Source organism: Aeromonas sp. Y293-4 (assembly GCF_027705905.1).
GTDB classification, from domain to species: domain Bacteria; phylum Pseudomonadota; class Gammaproteobacteria; order Enterobacterales; family Aeromonadaceae; genus Aeromonas; species Aeromonas veronii.
Genome location: NZ_JAPDCI010000003.1, coordinates 71,600 through 87,800 on the forward strand (window position 1 = coordinate 71,600; position 16,201 = coordinate 87,800).

15 protein-coding genes and 2 tRNA genes are annotated in these 16,201 nt (G+C 53.5%); 13 read left to right on the plus strand and 4 right to left on the minus strand.

Annotated elements, in window-relative coordinates; genetic code table 11:
• Positions 1-256 precede the first annotated feature (256 nt).
• A protein-coding gene (locus tag OKC31_RS04280; protein WP_227340631.1) for an IS5 family transposase occupies positions 257-1,110 on the plus strand; the annotation gives its coding sequence in 2 pieces (ribosomal slippage) (positions 257-599 and positions 599-1,110; 855 coding nt in all).
• 74 nt (positions 1,111-1,184) lie between these two features.
• Here OKC31_RS04280 and OKC31_RS04285 read toward each other — a convergent pair.
• Positions 1,185-1,544, minus strand: coding sequence for a hypothetical protein (locus OKC31_RS04285; protein ID WP_227342022.1), 360 nt, complete (start codon positions 1,542-1,544; stop codon positions 1,185-1,187).
• 245 nt (positions 1,545-1,789) lie between these two features.
• Here OKC31_RS04285 and OKC31_RS04290 point away from each other — a divergent pair, with 245 nt between their 5' ends.
• The 5 genes from OKC31_RS04290 to OKC31_RS04310 all read left to right on the plus strand — a co-directional run bounded on the left by OKC31_RS04290 (position 1,790) and on the right by OKC31_RS04310 (position 5,451).
• Positions 1,790-2,338 carry a hypothetical protein gene (locus OKC31_RS04290; protein ID WP_227342023.1) on the plus strand — a complete coding sequence of 183 codons (549 nt, stop codon included), beginning with the start codon at positions 1,790-1,792 and terminating at the stop codon, positions 2,336-2,338.
• Positions 2,335-2,637, plus strand: coding sequence for a YkvA family protein (locus OKC31_RS04295; protein ID WP_227342024.1), 303 nt, complete (start codon positions 2,335-2,337; stop codon positions 2,635-2,637). The genes OKC31_RS04290 and OKC31_RS04295 overlap by 4 nt, the downstream gene beginning before the upstream one ends.
• A 22-nt stretch (positions 2,638-2,659) precedes the next feature.
• A complete protein-coding gene (locus OKC31_RS04300) occupies positions 2,660-3,286 on the plus strand; it encodes a hypothetical protein (protein ID WP_227342025.1) in 627 nt (208 codons plus the stop codon).
• Complete coding sequence (locus tag OKC31_RS04305) at positions 3,283-3,717, plus strand: DUF2787 family protein (RefSeq protein WP_227342026.1); 435 nt, start codon at positions 3,283-3,285, stop codon at positions 3,715-3,717. Before OKC31_RS04300 ends, OKC31_RS04305 begins: the two co-directional genes overlap by 4 nt.
• Positions 3,718-4,209: 492 nt before the next feature.
• Entirely contained in the window at positions 4,210-5,451 is a 1,242-nt protein-coding gene (locus OKC31_RS04310) for a tyrosine-type recombinase/integrase (RefSeq protein WP_227342027.1), read from the plus strand.
• A 90-nt stretch (positions 5,452-5,541) separates the two neighbouring features.
• On the opposite strand, the gene OKC31_RS04315 is transcribed toward OKC31_RS04310, so the two are convergent.
• Positions 5,542-5,964, minus strand: coding sequence for a helix-turn-helix domain-containing protein (locus OKC31_RS04315; protein WP_124244789.1), 423 nt, complete (start codon positions 5,962-5,964; stop codon positions 5,542-5,544).
• A 269-nt stretch (positions 5,965-6,233) separates the two neighbouring features.
• Here OKC31_RS04315 and OKC31_RS04320 point away from each other — a divergent pair, with 269 nt between their 5' ends.
• The 3 genes from OKC31_RS04320 (at position 6,234) to OKC31_RS04330 (ending at position 8,522) form a co-directional block, all read left to right on the plus strand.
• A complete protein-coding gene (locus tag OKC31_RS04320) occupies positions 6,234-7,001 on the plus strand; it encodes a hypothetical protein (protein WP_049049176.1) in 768 nt (255 codons plus the stop codon).
• Positions 7,002-7,325: 324 nt separating this feature from the next.
• Positions 7,326-8,219 carry a helix-turn-helix transcriptional regulator gene (locus OKC31_RS04325; RefSeq protein WP_049049173.1) on the plus strand — a complete coding sequence of 298 codons (894 nt, stop codon included), beginning with the start codon at positions 7,326-7,328 and terminating at the stop codon, positions 8,217-8,219.
• Between the two features lie 126 nt (positions 8,220-8,345).
• Complete coding sequence (locus tag OKC31_RS04330; protein ID WP_005348328.1) at positions 8,346-8,522, plus strand: hypothetical protein; 177 nt, start codon at positions 8,346-8,348, stop codon at positions 8,520-8,522.
• 445 nt (positions 8,523-8,967) lie between these two features.
• On the opposite strand, the gene OKC31_RS04335 is transcribed toward OKC31_RS04330, so the two are convergent.
• Both OKC31_RS04335 and OKC31_RS04340 read right to left on the minus strand, forming a co-directional pair.
• Entirely contained in the window at positions 8,968-11,271 is a 2,304-nt protein-coding gene (locus OKC31_RS04335) for a DUF927 domain-containing protein (protein ID WP_270656348.1), read from the minus strand.
• A gap of 38 nt (positions 11,272-11,309) precedes the next feature.
• Positions 11,310-12,467: a tyrosine-type recombinase/integrase gene (locus tag OKC31_RS04340; RefSeq protein WP_175429520.1), complete on the minus strand. Its 1,158-nt coding sequence runs from the start codon at positions 12,465-12,467 to the stop codon at positions 11,310-11,312.
• Positions 12,468-13,189: 722 nt separating this feature from the next.
• Here OKC31_RS04340 and OKC31_RS04345 point away from each other — a divergent pair.
• The 4 genes from OKC31_RS04345 (at position 13,190) to OKC31_RS04360 (ending at position 16,126) form a co-directional block, all read left to right on the plus strand.
• Positions 13,190-13,265 (plus strand) — tRNA-Phe (locus OKC31_RS04345).
• A gap of 8 nt (positions 13,266-13,273) precedes the next feature.
• Positions 13,274-13,349 (plus strand) — tRNA-Asn (locus OKC31_RS04350).
• 426 nt (positions 13,350-13,775) lie between these two features.
• Positions 13,776-15,050 (plus strand): alpha/beta hydrolase, encoded by a 1,275-nt coding sequence (locus tag OKC31_RS04355; protein WP_201989823.1) that lies wholly within the window; start codon positions 13,776-13,778, stop codon positions 15,048-15,050.
• A gap of 350 nt (positions 15,051-15,400) precedes the next feature.
• On the plus strand, positions 15,401-16,126 hold the full coding sequence (locus OKC31_RS04360) for a carbonic anhydrase (protein ID WP_201989967.1): 726 nt from the start codon (positions 15,401-15,403) through the stop codon (positions 16,124-16,126).
• Positions 16,127-16,201 lie beyond the last annotated feature (75 nt).

Genomic DNA, 16,201 nt, shown 5'->3' on the forward strand with positions numbered 1-16,201 from the left:
CTGGAATGTCAATACTTCAATGACATGTGCCACCGGTGGTGTTACTCAATCATCCCAAAGACGCAACGTAGATAATATTACCTGACAACCTCTTCTCCTCCGCCATCTTCAAGAACCGGTCTAGCATCGGCGGCCAGCCACTAAGGCATGGCACAATTGGACCATGATTTTCTTGGAATCGAAATATGACTAGGCTGTGTTCTTAAAGTGATGAAGATATAATCTCAAATCCTCTCAATAGCTTAAGACCTACGCAGTGTCCCGTCGTTACCAGTTGACCGATGCACAATGGAGGCTTATCGAGCCCCTTTTCCCATACCACCACATAAGCGGACGTCCTACTCGCGAGCCACGCCAGGTGCTCAATGGCATTCTCTGGATACTCCACACCGGTGCACCTTGGCGAGATCTGCCAGAACGTTTCGGCCCATGGAGTTCGGTCTACAACACTTTTCGACGTTGGCAAAGTACAGGTCGCATTGATGCCATCCTTGAAGCGCTGCAACTGCATCTCAATGAAGAAGGACTTATCGACTTCGACCTGTGGTGCATTGACGGCTCCAATGTCAGGGCATCCAAAGATGCTGCCGGAGCGCGTAAAAAAACACTTCTGTGAATCAAGCGCTTGGCCGCTCGCGTGGCGGTTTTGGCAGCAAAATTCACTTGGTCACTGATGGTAATGGTTTACCGCTGGGGTTCTGCCTTTCACCGGGGCAATCAGCGGAAATCAGATATGCGACAAGTGCGTTGGCCATGGTAAGGATACCGACCTCATCAGGCCGTTATCGCACGCGACCAGCGCATCTTGCCGCAGATAAGGCCTATAGCAGCAGGGCTTTGCGGGCAGAACTCCGGCGCAGAAGGATAAAAGCGGTCATCCCGCAGCGTAGCGACCAGCAGCGGTACCATAAGGGACGTCCACTGGTATTAGACAAAGCTCGTTATCGCAGGCGAAACGTGGTCGAACGATGCTTCGGATGGCTGAAGAAGTTTCGTCGATTATCAACGAGATATGAAAAGCTAGCGGGAAGTTTTGCTGCTTTTATCAAGCTGGCTTTCTGCCTTCATTACTTACGGGAACTATTGGTGGACAGAAAACCAGCATTTTGAGAACACAGCCTAGCTCCATTCAAGCCACATCGATTTGGTCAACGCCCCTAGCCACCTAAGGCTAGGGGAATCCATTATCTCAGTTGCGGACCAATATCAGCCAATCGTTTCTTAGCCTTCACGTACTGGAACAGCCTACGGCTAGTACGGAACGCCTCCGGGTATCGCAGCGGATAGCTTTTGATGGCAGGTAGGAGAGCAGGAATAGCCAAGACAACCCGCTGACCCAGGAGCATTTTTTCTCTGCGAGTCGCCTTGCGGTCTTTGAGTGAGTAGGCATAGAACCGGCGTTTCACAACAACACGCTGTAGGTCAAAACCAAAGACAGCCTGTAGCGCAAGTTCCAGCGCTCGGCGATAGGCTCGTAAGTCAATCTGGTCACGGTGCGAAGCACTGACCAGTTCGTTGATTTGATAGTTACGGAAGTGAGGCATGATGAGTCCTTATTCATCGGATTAGGGTTACAGGGCATAAAGAATTGCCCCCTATATATACTGTTGTGAGAAAAATCCCCTTCATCTGACAGGCCTTTTTCAAAACCACCGTTCACCCGCTATCAATTGCTGCTCATTCTGATTGCCTGCTCTCCCCTTCCCGTAAAAGCCCAATCCTCAAACATATATGAATCCCTGGATAACCCATGACCATTCCGGTCCGGGATCATCCAAGGAGAACATCCATGTCTGAACTTTCATTGTTTGATGCCATTGGCGAGGGCAAAAACGCGACTCAGGATTATCTGGATACCCTGTCGCGGGCTTTGCTGCGCCATCATCAACTGGTCAAAGCCATCCGCATCCACGGTCGTTATGTACCGGAATCCCTGCCAATGCCCGGTCTGCCGGTATTGGTTGCCATCTTCAGTCACACCGACATCTACACCTTGCACCAACTGCCCTCGACTCAGATAGGGCAGTTGGTGCTGTCGATTGCTCGCTTCTCCGGTCAGGCAACCCACGACCTGGACAACGGTATCTTCGAAGAGGTGTGGGACATGGGGGACAGCAGCTTCACCACGGACAGCGCCGAGCAGGCCGTCTACTGGTTGCCGTTACCTGAGCGCTGGATCGCTCTGGAGGGCACACAAGTGACGCTGCATGATAAAGACCATCCGGTGTTCAAGTTGCTCAACGTCACCGCCCGGAACGCGGGTCCGGTCCTGGATATCTGCGATGGTGTGGTCAGTCTGGCGCTGGCGTCATACTGGGATGGGGAGTGGGCCGCATGACCGAGATCAACCGCTCCTCGCTACTCGCCAAGCTAAAACACATCAAGGGCATGAAGCTGCTGGTTGAGCAGGCCGTCTTGCTCTACCTGTTGATGGCCGACGAGCAGACGCCTTTGTGGGTCAAGACCATCGTGGTCAGCGCCCTCGCCTATCTGCTCTGTCCGGTCGATGCCGTACCGGACTTCATTCCCGGCGTCGGACTCACCGATGACCTGGGGGTCATTAGCGGCGCCATTGCCTCGTTAGGCAGTCATATCCATCAAGGTCATCGCAGCAAAGCGGCTGACTTCTTCAAGTAATCCCTTCAGAAGGAATTTCATCATGGCTAAAGCCACACAACCGGCAGCCTCGGCTGCTCCGGTCTGGACTGTTATTAAATCTGCCAAGGCCCCGAAGATAAGCGCTCGGGCCAGTGGTTTGCTGCACTACGACGTGGGCAAGAACGATGAAGGTCGCTATGCCCTTCGCATTACCGCCAACGACACGGGCGGCCTGTTCAGCAAGCACTGGTTATCGCTCGATGACATCCTGGCACTGCTGGACATCCTCAAGGATGCGCCATTCAAATCGGTGGCGCTCAAGGCGCTGTTTGTTAGGGGCAGTGCCAATAACCACGGCTTCCTCGCCGCCATCCTGCGGGCTGAAAAGTTACTGGCCGCCGCCGAGCCCAACTCGCCGTTCCACCGGGTCGGCCTATCCCTCAGCGACTGGTCTACTCAGCTGGATGAACCGGCCAATATGGATAAACAGGTTCGCAAGGGAAAAGCCAAGGGGCAGAAGGAGCAAGATGACACGATCGATGAGATAACCATCGAGAAAGGCAATGAGCCCCCGTTTTTGGAAACAGCCAACGACCAGGCCGGTTTGTCAGACAAGATGGATGAGGCCGGGGCCGAAACGGGATCCGAGACCGGCGACGAGGTAGCCGGGCAGGAGACCCAACAATGAGCAACCGTGACATAGCACTGAACTGGCAGGGACTCCCCCTGCCGGTTTCATCCCGGCTCGCCGTATGTCTGACCGACCTGCTGAACAGACACCATCCCAGATGGCAACAAGCCCGAGCTGTCACGATGAACTTTCGTGATCCGGGTTATGGCCCGGAAACCGGCGGCTTTCATCCGGTGGAGATCCGTCTACAACGACGAGGAAATCTATGGTCCTTGGTCTATATCACGGACTTTTCCTATGTCGGCATGGGCGATTATGCCGAATTGGCGAAGGAGGTCGATTTTGACTTCTCAAGCCAGGAAGGGCTGATTGCCTATGCGCATGTGGTGCCGTTGTCTGAGCTGGGTGAGTTCTATGAATTATGGGAGGGCAATTTCCTCACCTATCTGTCGCTGGGTATCTATGCGATCACGGTAGCCAGTGAATAATTCCCCCCTGTTACTGCGCAAATTTCACGGGGTTACGGGGTTGGCGTCGATTTACCCAATCTCTCCAAGGGAAAAACGCGCCCCGTTTCCCTCCATTCGTGCGGGGCGGGCACGGGGCTCGCCGTGACATTGCGGGGCAACCCGACCTATTCATTAACTCACCCATTATTTCCGCAAATTTCGCGGGTTTACGGGGTTGAGATGAAAAAGCTCAATCCCTCAAAGGGAAAAACCAGCCCCGCCCCCCCCCCGTTCGTGCGGGGCGGACACGGGGCTCGGTAGCATTTTTACGGGATCGGACCGGGTAGCGACCGGGGCGGCCATCTGCTCACTCACCTTTCCCGCGTTGTCATCGTGCCGGGCCAGTCAGGCCAAGGCGCGATGAGCAACGACCATTTTGATCGCCAAGCCAGAGACGGGGATTAGACCTCCTTTCCACTGTGAAGGGAGCCTATACCCTGTTGCACCAGCTCACATGTTGAGGAGCGAACCATGAACGAAACACCTACCCGATTTAAATTCACCAATCGACGGATTGCCGATCTGCCCCCTAACCCCGATGACGCTCGCAGTACCGAAGCGGAGTATTCAGATACCGATGTGACCGGTCTGCGCTGTCTGGTGGGAAAAGGGGAGGGGCGTCGCAAGTTCCTGCTGCGCTATCAAATACATGGGCGCAAACGGGCGATTGCGCTGGGGCACTATCCCACATTGGATGTCAGCGCGGCTCGCAAGCTAGCGCTCGACTACAAACGCAAGATCGCCGAAGGCGTTGACCCGCAACAGGCCAAGGAGGAGAAGCGCAACCAGAAGACCCTGAGCAATTTGTTTCAGGAAGACTATCTGCCCTATCTGCAATCTCGAAATCGCAGTTGGAAGACGGATGAACATCGCTTCCGTAATCACCTACGGCCCATCTTCGGCAATCTGATCCCGGAAGAGATCACCCTCACCCGCATCCAGAACATGCAACAGATGTTACTCAAGCGCCTCACCCCGGCCACCTGCAATCGCGTATTAGCATTGCTCAAGGCCATCATGACCTGGGCCGCCCGTGCCGGGCTGATTAAAGAGAATCCCGCAGCCTTGGTGTCATTGCTGCGAGAAAACAATCGACGCGAACGCTACTTCACCCCAGATGAAATCCGTCGCCTGTTTCGGGCTGCTGATCAGCATGAAAGTTTCTATACCGGTCAGTACGTCAAGATGTTGCTGCTCACCGGCTTGCGCCGGGCCGAGCTGGCAAGGGCCAAATGGCAGCACTACAACAAGGAGGACAAGACCCTATACATTCCCCACACCAAGAACGGCCATAGCCGTGTGTTGCACCTGAACCATATGGCGGTGGAGCTGTTGAACTACTTACCGGTGACAGAGGGAAATCCCTACCTGTTTCCAGGCAAGCGGCAAGGGCAGCCATTGCAAAACCCCACCAAGGGTTTTCAGCGGATGTTGGCGCGAGCTGGTATAGATAAGGAGGGGGTGTGCCTGCACACCTGTCGCCATTCGGTAGCCGCGCTGATTGTCTCCAACGGCGGCACCCTGTTTGATGTGCAATCCCAACTAGGCCACCGGAGCAGTCAGACATCACTGCGTTATGCACACCTGCATAACACTCGGATGCAGCAGACCAGCCAGAAAATAGCCAACTGCATCCATGATGCGCTGACCAGTTCAGTACCATCCAAGCCGCTGCCGCTTCCCGAAGAGGGCGAGTGGGTTCAGGCCAGTTAACAACAACCGGTATCTCGCCTAGGTGTGAGATACCGGTTGTTGTCACTTGCGGACATCAGATGCCGTAATTTGGTTAAAAGAAGAACAAACCTACTTGTTTGGAGCTTTCTTAATGTATTCCGCCACTCCCATCATGGCGGCCCCAGCCAATGCCCCCAAACCAATGAGTGACATTTTTGATATCAGCGAGCTACTGGTCAGCCATTCTTCCTGACGTTCCTTTATTTCTGACTCTGATGGCAACTCGTAAACGACCTTAAAGCCCTGCTCCTCAAGACTTTTAACCCTGTCTTCAACGACTTTTAATAACTGCCAAAGCTCAAAGTGAAATGCTTTAGAAGCCTTTGCTAGATTTTCCAATGTACATGCCCGGCCAAGCTCCATTCGTCCCCATGTTGACTGGGTCAATCCAGCCACATTGGCGGCCATCAGTTGGCTTACGTTCCTCCTCTCCCTTTCTTCTGAAAGAACAGCACCAACTACAGCTGCATAGCTTACTTTTTTCTCTTCCATTCGATGCGTCACACTCTAAGTTTATGAAGTAAAAGGTTTTATACGAAATCTCGACTCACATACTACCCATGATTGGACTGCATTGTCAAAAAAAGCGTAACAACCCACTTTACGGGTTGCAACTCACTTGCTAGTATCTCTTCGTGAGCTAGCGGACAAGACGCGATGCCCAAAAACAGCAGGTTCAAATCAAGCAACTTCTGGTGTGACTTTCGCCTCACTCAACATTAGGCAGTGAGCACGCAGCGCATCCAACAGGGAGATATCGTATGGAAAAAATCTTGGCTAAATGTGAGCACGCAGACCTTGAGTACCTGTCCGGCGTGTTGGATAGCTATGTATCTTTTACTGATGATGCTGCCCGCAAAGAATTACTTCAAAAAAGTCATCACGCGTCTTCAGCCAAAACGGAACTGTGCGCACTAATGGACAAACAGATCAGGTATTACGGATCTTCTGATGTCGCTTATGCAGTTCGCTCAGTGTTTTCATCGAGTCGTGATGGTGGAATCTCATCCCTTGAGTTGATTGAGGATGTCTGCGAAAAGCTCAAAGTCAGAGTCAAACGCGGGGGCTCAGTGGAAAGCCGATTGGAACGGTTAGTGTCTGCTGTTGTTGAGACAGAACTGCTATCAAAAACACCAACTGAACTTGCCGATGCGTTCAAGAAAATGGGTGTAGGTAATGAAGACGCTAATTTAATAAAGGAGCATCTCGCCAAAAACGGTAAGGTGGCCATTCTCCCCTTTATCATCCAGATCCTTGGCCCCAAGGTTGCTCTCGGCCTAATAGAGACCATTATCATTAGCTTAATTACCCAGATCGTCGGGCGTGAAGCCGCCAAAGCTTTGGTCAAGGAAGTCAGTAAGCGAAACCCGATGCTAAATGCGCTCGGCCCTGTGATGTGGGTCCTGTCTGGAGCCTGGCTTATTTATGACTTACAAGGTCCAGCTTTCAGAAAGACGGTCCCGATCTGCCTCTATTTGGGAGTGGTTGCCTTACGGGATGGAGCTGAAGACGCACTTGCAGCGGCATAGTTCTGGAGTCAGCCCCTCCTCAGTTATCAAGGTGAGCAGCAACCCGGTATCTCCCTCAGCGGTGAGATACCGCTATCGCAGTTAAGCGGCTCAATAGCATCAACTCAGCCCCATCTCTGGGCAAGCCGCAACAACCTCACCGAACCGGCCTTCCTGGCCAGCTCAACCGCTTCTCGCCGGTTGATAACAAAACCCCTCCACTGATGACAAAAGCCCATCGCCGATGATGGGTTTTGCGAAAAACTGCCTGCCAGCCAATTCGTCACGCCGTGTCGCGGCCTGTTTGGATAATCCGCGACACGGTTATTCCCCTTCTGTGATGGTATGCACGAACACGACAAGATTGCGCAGCGCCTCGGTATGCTCCTCACCCGCCTGTACAGCGGTGAGAAGCTACACCTGAGTGATCTGGCCACCGAGTACAACGTCACCGTGCGCACCCTGCAGCGGGATTTCAATCAACGCCTCAGCTATCTACCGATAGAGCACCGCAGCCAGCAGTACTGGCTGGATCCTGGGTTCCTCAATCACAAGAACGACGGAAAAGTGCGAAAACTGGCCGACCAGTTGGGTATCACCGACCTATTCCCCCGCGCCAGTGAACATCGTCTGGGTCAGCTGCTGGACAGAGACACCCCAAGCCTCTTCGCCATCAAGGGATTCGATGCCCAGTCCACCGACTCACTGAGTCACCAGCTACCGGTATTAGAGCAGGCAATGACCCAGCATCTGCAATGCTGGCTCATCACCAAAGACCAGCGCAAGCAACTGTTTAGCCCCTATCAGCTTGTCAACTACAAGGGCACCTGGCACTTGGTCGGCGTCAGCGAGGGGAGGTTGCAAGCCTATCCGTTGAGCTCCATCGCGCTGGTTGAGCTATCGCAACAGACCTTTACCCGCGATGCGCTTATTCAGCGGCAAATCGATACCGATCCGACGCTCTGGCGCTCCGGCATGATCGAGGTGCTCCTCAAGGCCAGTGCCGCCATCGCCATCAACTTTCAGCACCGCCCGTTGCTGCCCGAGCAGGAGATTGTCAAAACCTTGGATGACGGTGCGCTGTTATTGAGCAGTCGTGTGCTCGATGCCAATCAAATTCTGCCCGTCATCAAATCCTGGATGCCGGGACTGACGGTGATCTCGCCCGGTTTTATCCATGAGCAAATCGTCCGTGATTTACGCCATTTATTGACCCTGATGAGTCAGGCTCCGCCCTGACCCATTTGTGACAAAGATCCCAGTTTATACATCTGGCGACAGCGCCTGACATGCCACGACACCACCTGTCGCCGCTGTTCTGCATTGTCGTCAACCATCAAGCAGTAGCAATCCAAGGAGTAATACATGAGTAAAATGATCCAGATGAAAGAGTCCACGGCAAAGCGCGAGGTGAAGCAGGAATACGGCCTGACCGAAACCGATGGTCAGACGTTCTGGGATCGGGTTAACCGGGTGATCGGTGAATCCCGAGAGGAAATTGATGAAGGGGACCGCGTTCCCGCTGGATATGAAGTATATTAATCCAGCGAAATAAACTAACTCCTGTTTTATGAAGATGGATTTCTGAGCGATATCTGCCACGAAAGCTCGGAAGTGAAGAGGTCAGGGCCAGTCGGTTCTGGCCTCTTTTTTAACCGTTTGACAATACCTGCTGATGCAGGAGGACTGCTTGGGATCTCGTCACTGAACTGCACCGGTATCTCCCCCCACGGTGAGACACCCGTATCGCGGTTTAGCGACCCAATGAGCTGCTTTGGCCTCACGGCTCTCCAAACCTCCGCAACAAGATCATCCTGGCCTTCTCGGCCTGCTGAAACACTCCTCCCCCTTTTGCCTGCTGCATCGGTCAACCACCCCATAATTGACAAGTATTCGCAGCCCTGAGTAACCGTGTAGAGACCACGGTAATTTGCCACCGGATCCCACAAAGCAAGGGGGCCAGTTCGCACTGGCCCCCCTTCATCTTTTAGAATTTTTCGACATCTGCCGGTATCTCTGACATGTCTGGTGAGGACTCAACCATCACACCCCCCGTCTCGCTCGTCGCGCGGCGGGTGAAACTCGGAGCGGAGGATGGAGACTCTCGGGATGCCCCCTCGTAACCATCTATCTCTTCGATACCACCGGTAAAGCCCATCACCTTGTCGTGATCCAGCGCATAGTAATTACCAGCTCTATACTTGGTATCCCGGCTGGTGTTGCGCAACCGGATGTATTTTTTATCTGGCCCAGGCCGCAGATAACCATGCTTCTCAAGCCATTCAATCACCTGTTTGCCATATTGCGGAACCAACTCATCGAACCATGACAAACGCACCAAGAAATTAGGACCTTGAGTGAACCCCATGTGTTTACTCTCTTTCACCGAGTCAATGTCTGGAAACATCTGGCGGTTTCGGATTAGGGTATTGAGGAGTCCATGCGCGGCCAGAGATACATCATCAGGCTTCTCCCTTAATGAGGATGCCCATCGATTAGCCCCTTCGACTACTGCATCCAAAACCTCACTCTCAGTGAAGGGCAACACACCCAGCTCGATACCATACAAGCCGGTAGCCAGCGTCATGGCAAAGAAATCCAGACCTCTACGAATAAGCGGTGACTCGGTAGCACCATTGACCAAAGACTCCAAACGCCCGGCGCACTCATTAACCCGATCACGAGTCAACTGCTGCAACACCTCAAAGGAAGTGGCCTCCGGCAAGTTCAACAGCCCTTGCGCCAGAGCCGGGAGCGCTGTGCCGTAGTAAGTCCCACAAGCCGCCTTGAGTTGGTCAATCCGGGCTTTGGCTTGGGCCAGTGTTTCACCCGGCAGCCTGGCATCATCCTGCAGGATCTCGATATTAAGCATCCGGACACGAGCGCCTGAGTTTACAGAGTCACGCAATTTGCGCAAAAAATCATCAGAGCTCATCTCGCCCGTCGAGAAAATGCAGAGCGCCGCTGTGTTTTTGGCTTCAATCAGAAGGCTATCTTTGTCACAACGCCCTTTGCTCTGCCCGTTTGTCATCGCATACATGAGCGAGCTGAAATTCCTCCCGGTGAATGAACCCAACTCGTCAAGTACCAACCCCATCCCATGGTGCATTTCAATGAGTGATATCAATGCATTGAAAGTATTGTGCCATTTTCTAATAGCAGACGTGCCATCCTCACTAGGGTCGGTAGCCCGTCCTACTGTACTCTGAGCCAGCATCGCTAGAGTCGTCTTCCCCACGGAGCTCAGGCCATAAACATGAACGATCGTTGAGGGCTTTTGTAGCAGGTTTATCAACACATTGGTCAGCATCGCCAATATCGAAAACACCATTATCGGGAACTGCCGTACTGGCTCCGCGACACTCCGCCTCCAGGCTTCCAGTGAATCCCTTGAGCTCAGTTGCCCAAGCTGCTTGCGAAGTCGATATCGGTACCGCTTTGCTGAGTGACCATCTTCGCGGCTCAGGGTAGCTTCATGAGTCACATAGACCCGTTTTTCAGGCACAAAACCTGCCTGTTCCACTAAGCAAATGGACTTTATCAGCTCCATCTTTGCACAGCCAAGCATAAAGCGTATCAGTTGGTTCTCTGTTCCTTGGTAGTAAGAGAGTCGGTAAGAGCTCAGCGTTGTCTTGACTTTTTTCAGGTCGTTATGAATGTCCTTCAGAGATAACTGGAAGGTAACTACACTGCCATCAGGAGCAAGGCAAGCCAGCTCCACGGCTTCAAGCCGACCGTCTTTGTCCAGGTATGTGGCTATTGGCAATGTGACCCCCGCAAAGACCTCGGAGGGGGGGTTACCAGCCATGAACATGACTTTGCCATCAGGAGTGATCTTGAAATTTTCAGGGATAAATGGTGAGCCCTGCCACTCTGTCAGCTCCTTGATGCAGTGAGGCGACAAGGAGCCATCCCGCAAAACTAGACACTCATCTGGCTCTTTACCCTTATTGAGGGCTTGCCCCTCGTCAGAAGCATAAAAGGCGGCATGCATATGCCTAACACGGAATGCCTCCAGCTCTTGAGCTACCTGCGCTCTTGTACAGTAATCATCATGAGGTTGCTCATCATGCGTTGCCGACACCAGTAATGGCTGCGATCTAGGGGCGACCGTAGGGATCGATTCTGGCGCGGATGCTTCCTGATCCGAGTCAGGTACCGAGTCTGTCGGCGGTACAACCTGATTAGCAATATCGAGGGAACCTAGTGAGCCCCTTCTTTGATGCGTCCTATCAGTAATGAAACGATTCAGTTTACCGTTATTATCTTTTTTGGAACGATGCATAATCATTAATGGGGGAGTCTCCCTCCCCCATCTCCTAAAGTTTGTTAGCAGGTGAGGTTGGGCAGGTCCCATACGGTGTGAAGTACGTCGACGGCCTTGACCAGCGTCTTATCGTGGTGCCTAGCGTACCTTTCAGTCATCCGAGGAGAGCTGTGGCCTAGGACTTTCTGCAATACATCGAGCGAACAGCCCTTGTTCAGCAGTGAGGTCGCGACTGAATGCCTCGCATCATGTATGCGTACCCCCGATAATCCGCAATCATTACAGACGTGGTACCAGTAACGGCGGGGCTCCGATATCGGAGAGACACCATCTTGGCCTCGAAAAAGCAGGCCGGTCGTGCCATGGCGCTGGCGCTGAAGTTGAACCAATTCAAGGGCGAACTGATTAAGCGGTATAAGCCTTTCTCGGCCAGACTTACTCGTCGGTAGAAAAGCGATCTGAGTGGTGAGGTTACAATCCTGCAGCTTTAGAGCTCTGGCCTCTCCCATCCGGGAGCCCGTTGCGAACAGGAACAGCAACAGACGAGCCTTTTCCTCGTCAATGTCTTCCATCAAGCGAGCGACCAGCTTATTGACTGCCTCATCGGGTAAGCCTTTGGGAGGCAGGACAGGCTCGTATTTGGCGGGGATATCTGCTGCGGGAGACGATTTGAGTATGCCGCGCTCCACTGCGAAGGTCGCAATAGCCTTGATCTGCGCTAGGTAGCGATTCACCGTAGCAACAGATTTGGTTTTTGCTTGCTCCGCTTGAAAGCGCTCGATGTCATCACGGTTGACACGGTTCAGTGGCTTGTGCCCTAAGGCTGCCACGATTGGCTTTATACGGGACTTTATAGTCCTGATAGAACGATGAGTTTCCTGCACTGCGGGTAGGTAATCATCATAAATGAAGCGCTCTACCGATAAACTAGCGCGATAGGCTTGCTTGAATCCCTCAGGATCTGTGATGAGCTCCGCCATCAGTTTACGTGCTTTATCGCGTATCACTTTGAGGCTAGCCTCACTGGTGCTCGCGATCTTAAACCGATAACGCTGATTGTTTCTGTGCACATTGAAGTAGCCGACCCTGGCACCAGATGTATATGTGACCCATGCGAGCCAAGGGACGTACTCGTCTTTTACCTCTTTTTGTTTGGAGACGTATTCTCCACACGACTCCTGCCTGCTTTTAGCAGTTGGCGTTGACACTTCGCTGCTCACAACTACCTCTCTAACCATAACCGCCGGATGGCGGTGCTTGCAGAAATTTTGCATACCCCCCCTCAAATCACAACAGCACCAAACGCAGTCATATTATTGATATTTAATGAATTTGTTTGTAGTTGAGGACCCTAAAGGCAGCCATATGAAGGCGATTCGGAGGCGAACATCAGATCGCCTTCTGGAGAGCGACTTTGTGCTTCTAACGACAAATGCTCCTTATCTTCAGGGGGATCTGTGTACGCCCACAAAGCAAAGATCGTCATTTGAGGCTCAAAAAGAGGTGTAATCGAGATTGAATTTTTGTGATTTTCGTCACAATAAATTTGAGTTCCCCCGCCGAAACACCATCACTTCTCTTCTTCACAGGGACGCTGAGGAGCCGACGACCGGAGGTCCTTCGGTATCGACGCACCAAACCCTGTCTGGTCAATTTCTGGTAACTTTTCAGCGCACAAAAAACATGCAGGTTAGTTCATCCGTTTTTTGACAGAAAATGGGCTGACTTGTTGGAGGAACCGAATGCGTGAGAGAGCGAAAAGGTAATTCTATAAAGGGAAAAAACCTCGATAGAAGCACCTGCCGACAACCGGATCCCGGTGTGGAGTCAGGGACTCCTTGCACACTATCTCGCCACTTGGTTCACCCTATGCAAAAACATGCCAGAAACTGGGGCTGCAAGGTTGACACCCCAGTCCAGAAAGGGTTTAATGCGCGCCGTTGCCCAGATAGCTCAGTCGGTAGAGCAGGGGATTGAAAATCCCCGTGTCGGCGGTTCGATTCCGTCTCTGGGCACCAATTACAATTCCTCCTTAGTTCAGTCGGTAGAACGGCGGACTGTTAATCCGTATGTCACTGGTTCAAGTCCAGTAGGAGGAGCCAAATTCGAAAAGCCCGCTCAATCGAGCGGGCTTTTTCATTTCTAGTTGCTGTTGCATGCTGCCAAAAAGAGCGTTGCGCCACAGGTGGCACTGAACAGCAGCATTCCGGTCTGCAGCATGCTGCCAGGGCATGGCTTCTTCTCTCTTTTTCTGGCCCTGATCCACTTCGGTTTCATCACATTCCCTTATCCATTTTGTCGGCCTGAATGGCTGCACTCCTGTGCAGGCGAGCCATCTTTGTTGAATGGCGCCATGGCGTCAATCTCCCCTGCAAAACAATTAATTCAGCACCGTTGAAGAGCGGCTTGTCGGGTGATGTTTCGACCTTTAAGCCATTGTTAACATTTTGGAAAACCGGAGTGACCCTGTGGCTGGGCGGGGCTATGATGGGGTCAATGATGTTCCCATCCTGACGGAGAGATCCCAGATGAACAGCCCCTTGAGCTATGTACTGGACGGCATTCATTGCGAGCCGCACTTTTTTACCGTTCCCCTCGATCATGATGAGCCGGATGGTGACAGCATTACCCTGTTTGCCCGCACCCTCTGCTGCAAAGACAAACTCGATGACAAGCTCCCTTGGCTGCTGTTTCTGCAAGGGGGGCCGGGATTCGGGGCGCCGCGCCCGACGGCTAACAGTGGTTGGCTCAAGCGGGCGTTGCAGGAGTTCAGAGTGCTGCTGCTGGATCAGCGTGGCACCGGGATGTCGAGCCCCATCCATGGGCATATTCTGGCCAAAATGACACCGACCGAGCAGGCGGAGTATCTCAGCCATTTTCGCGCCGACAGCATAGTGCAAGATGCTGAGTTCATCCGGCAGGAGCTCAGCCCCAAGCATCGCTGGAGCCTGCTGGGGCAAAGTTTTGGCGGTTTTTGCTGCCTGACCTATCTCTCGCTCTTCCCCGATAGCCTGCGGGAGGTCTATATCACCGGCGGTATCGCGCCGATCAGCCGCAGTGCCGAGGAGGTTTACCGTGCCACCTACCAGAGGGTGGCTGACAAGAACCGTGCCTTCTTCGCCCGCTTCCCCCACGCTCAGGGGATTTCCAACCGGCTGGCCAACCATCTGCACCATCACGATGTGCGGCTGCCCAACGGCCAGCGCCTGACGGTGGAGCAGTTCCAGCAGCAAGGGCTGGATCTCGGCGCTACGGGTGCTTTCGAGGAGCTTTATTACCTGCTGGAGGAGGCCTTTATCGGTGACAAGCTGAGCCCGGCCTTTCTCTATCAGGTGCAGAGCATGCAGCCATTCAATACCAACCCGCTGTTTGCCATTCTGCACGAGGCTATCTACGCCGAAGGGGAGGCGACTCGCTGGGCGGCGGATCGGGTCAGAGGGGAGTTTCCTGCGGTGAACTGGGCGCCCGGCAAGGATTTCGCCTTCACCGGCGAGATGGTTTACCCCTGGATGTTCGAGCAGTTTCGCGAGTTGCTGCCCCTGAAAGAGGCGGCTCATCTGCTGGCCAACAAGGCGGACTGGGGGGCGCTCTATGACCCGGCACAATTGGCCCGCAACAAGGTGCCGGTAGCCTGCGCCGTCTATGCCGAGGATATGTATGTGGAGTTTGACTACAGCCGCGAGACCCTGCGTGGCCTGGGCAACAGTCGTGCCTGGATCACCAATGAATATGAGCACAACGGTTTGCGTGCCGATGGTGAAGCGATTCTTGATCGTCTGATCGCGTTGAATCGCGACCGTTAATTGCCGTTATCGTCAACCATCGCGGGAGCCCGGACTCCCGCGATGGTTGTGATGGATGGTTGTTATGAAAGCGTGACTCCCTGAACCTTGCCCCGTATCCGCCAGACGATGAGTGGATAGCCGGCTGATTAATTTCCCCCTCTTTCACTGTCTCTGTCGATCCCTCACCATATACTTGCCAAACGACTCTGTATTGAGCCGCGGTCCAACCGATTGACCAACCCGTGCTCGTTACCATTAGAAAGTCGCTCTGATGTTCTGTATCCCGCGTATCAGATATACCATCTCTGCATGCCCCGCTATCCGGGGGAGGGGATGGTCGTGCTTTTCAATCAAGATAAGGATGTATGATGAGAAAGTCTCTGTTGGCCTGCTCCCTGTTGCTGTGCCCTGTCGTGTTTGCTGCCACCCCCCACTGGGAATATAGCGGCGAGGCGGGGCCTGCCCACTGGGCCAAGCTGACCCCGGAATTTGGTCTGTGTGCGGGCAGCAATCAGTCTCCGGTCGATCTGAGCGGGCTGGTCGAGGCCAAACTGGCCCCGCTGGTACTCCACTATCATGCGGGTGGCAACACAGTGGTCAACAACGGTCATACCGTGCAGGTCGGTTATGCCCCAGGCAGCACCTTGCAACTCGATGGCACCAGGTTTGAGCTCAAGCAGTTCCACTTCCACGCCCCGAGTGAAAACCTCATTGAGGGCAAATCCTATCCGCTGGAAGGGCATCTGGTGCATGTCAGTGACAAGGGAGAGATCGCCGTGGTGGCGGTGATGTTCGAGGCTGGCAAGGCCAATCCTGCGCTGGCGGCTGCCTGGGGTGAACTACCGGCCAAAGTGGGGGAGATCCAGGCCCTCAAGGCGCCACTCTCTGCTGAGCAACTGCTGCCCGAGAATCGTGACTACTATCGCTTCAGCGGTTCCCTTACTACGCCTCCCTGCTCGGAAGGAGTGCGCTGGCTGGTGATGAAGCAGCCGGTTGAGGTCAGTCAGGCCCAGATCGACGCCTTCAAGGCGGTGATGCACCACCCCAACAACCGGCCGGTGCAGCCACTCAATGGGCGCGTGGTACTGCAATAACGCAGCGTTGCAATAGCACTGTAGATAGCAAAAACAACAAGAGGGCCGCGAGGCCCTCTTTTACATGGCGAGGTA

Bases quoted from the DNA above. Each gene is read 5' to 3' on its own strand.
- OKC31_RS04285 (WP_227342022.1), bottom strand. From the start codon at position 1,544: ATGCCTCACTTCCGTAACTATCAAATCAACGAACTGGTCAGTGCTTCG.
- OKC31_RS04290 (WP_227342023.1), top strand. From the start codon at position 1,790: ATGTCTGAACTTTCATTGTTTGATGCCATTGGCGAGGGCAAAAACGCG.
- OKC31_RS04295 (WP_227342024.1), top strand. From the start codon at position 2,335: ATGACCGAGATCAACCGCTCCTCGCTACTCGCCAAGCTAAAACACATC.
- OKC31_RS04300 (WP_227342025.1), top strand. From the start codon at position 2,660: ATGGCTAAAGCCACACAACCGGCAGCCTCGGCTGCTCCGGTCTGGACT.
- OKC31_RS04305 (WP_227342026.1), top strand. From the start codon at position 3,283: ATGAGCAACCGTGACATAGCACTGAACTGGCAGGGACTCCCCCTGCCG.
- OKC31_RS04310 (WP_227342027.1), top strand. From the start codon at position 4,210: ATGAACGAAACACCTACCCGATTTAAATTCACCAATCGACGGATTGCC.
- OKC31_RS04315 (WP_124244789.1), bottom strand. From the start codon at position 5,964: ATGGAAGAGAAAAAAGTAAGCTATGCAGCTGTAGTTGGTGCTGTTCTT.
- OKC31_RS04320 (WP_049049176.1), top strand. From the start codon at position 6,234: ATGGAAAAAATCTTGGCTAAATGTGAGCACGCAGACCTTGAGTACCTG.
- OKC31_RS04325 (WP_049049173.1), top strand. From the start codon at position 7,326: ATGCACGAACACGACAAGATTGCGCAGCGCCTCGGTATGCTCCTCACC.
- OKC31_RS04330 (WP_005348328.1), top strand. From the start codon at position 8,346: ATGAGTAAAATGATCCAGATGAAAGAGTCCACGGCAAAGCGCGAGGTG.
- OKC31_RS04335 (WP_270656348.1), bottom strand. From the start codon at position 11,271: ATGATTATGCATCGTTCCAAAAAAGATAATAACGGTAAACTGAATCGT.
- OKC31_RS04355 (WP_201989823.1), top strand. From the start codon at position 13,776: ATGAACAGCCCCTTGAGCTATGTACTGGACGGCATTCATTGCGAGCCG.
- OKC31_RS04360 (WP_201989967.1), top strand. From the start codon at position 15,401: ATGAGAAAGTCTCTGTTGGCCTGCTCCCTGTTGCTGTGCCCTGTCGTG.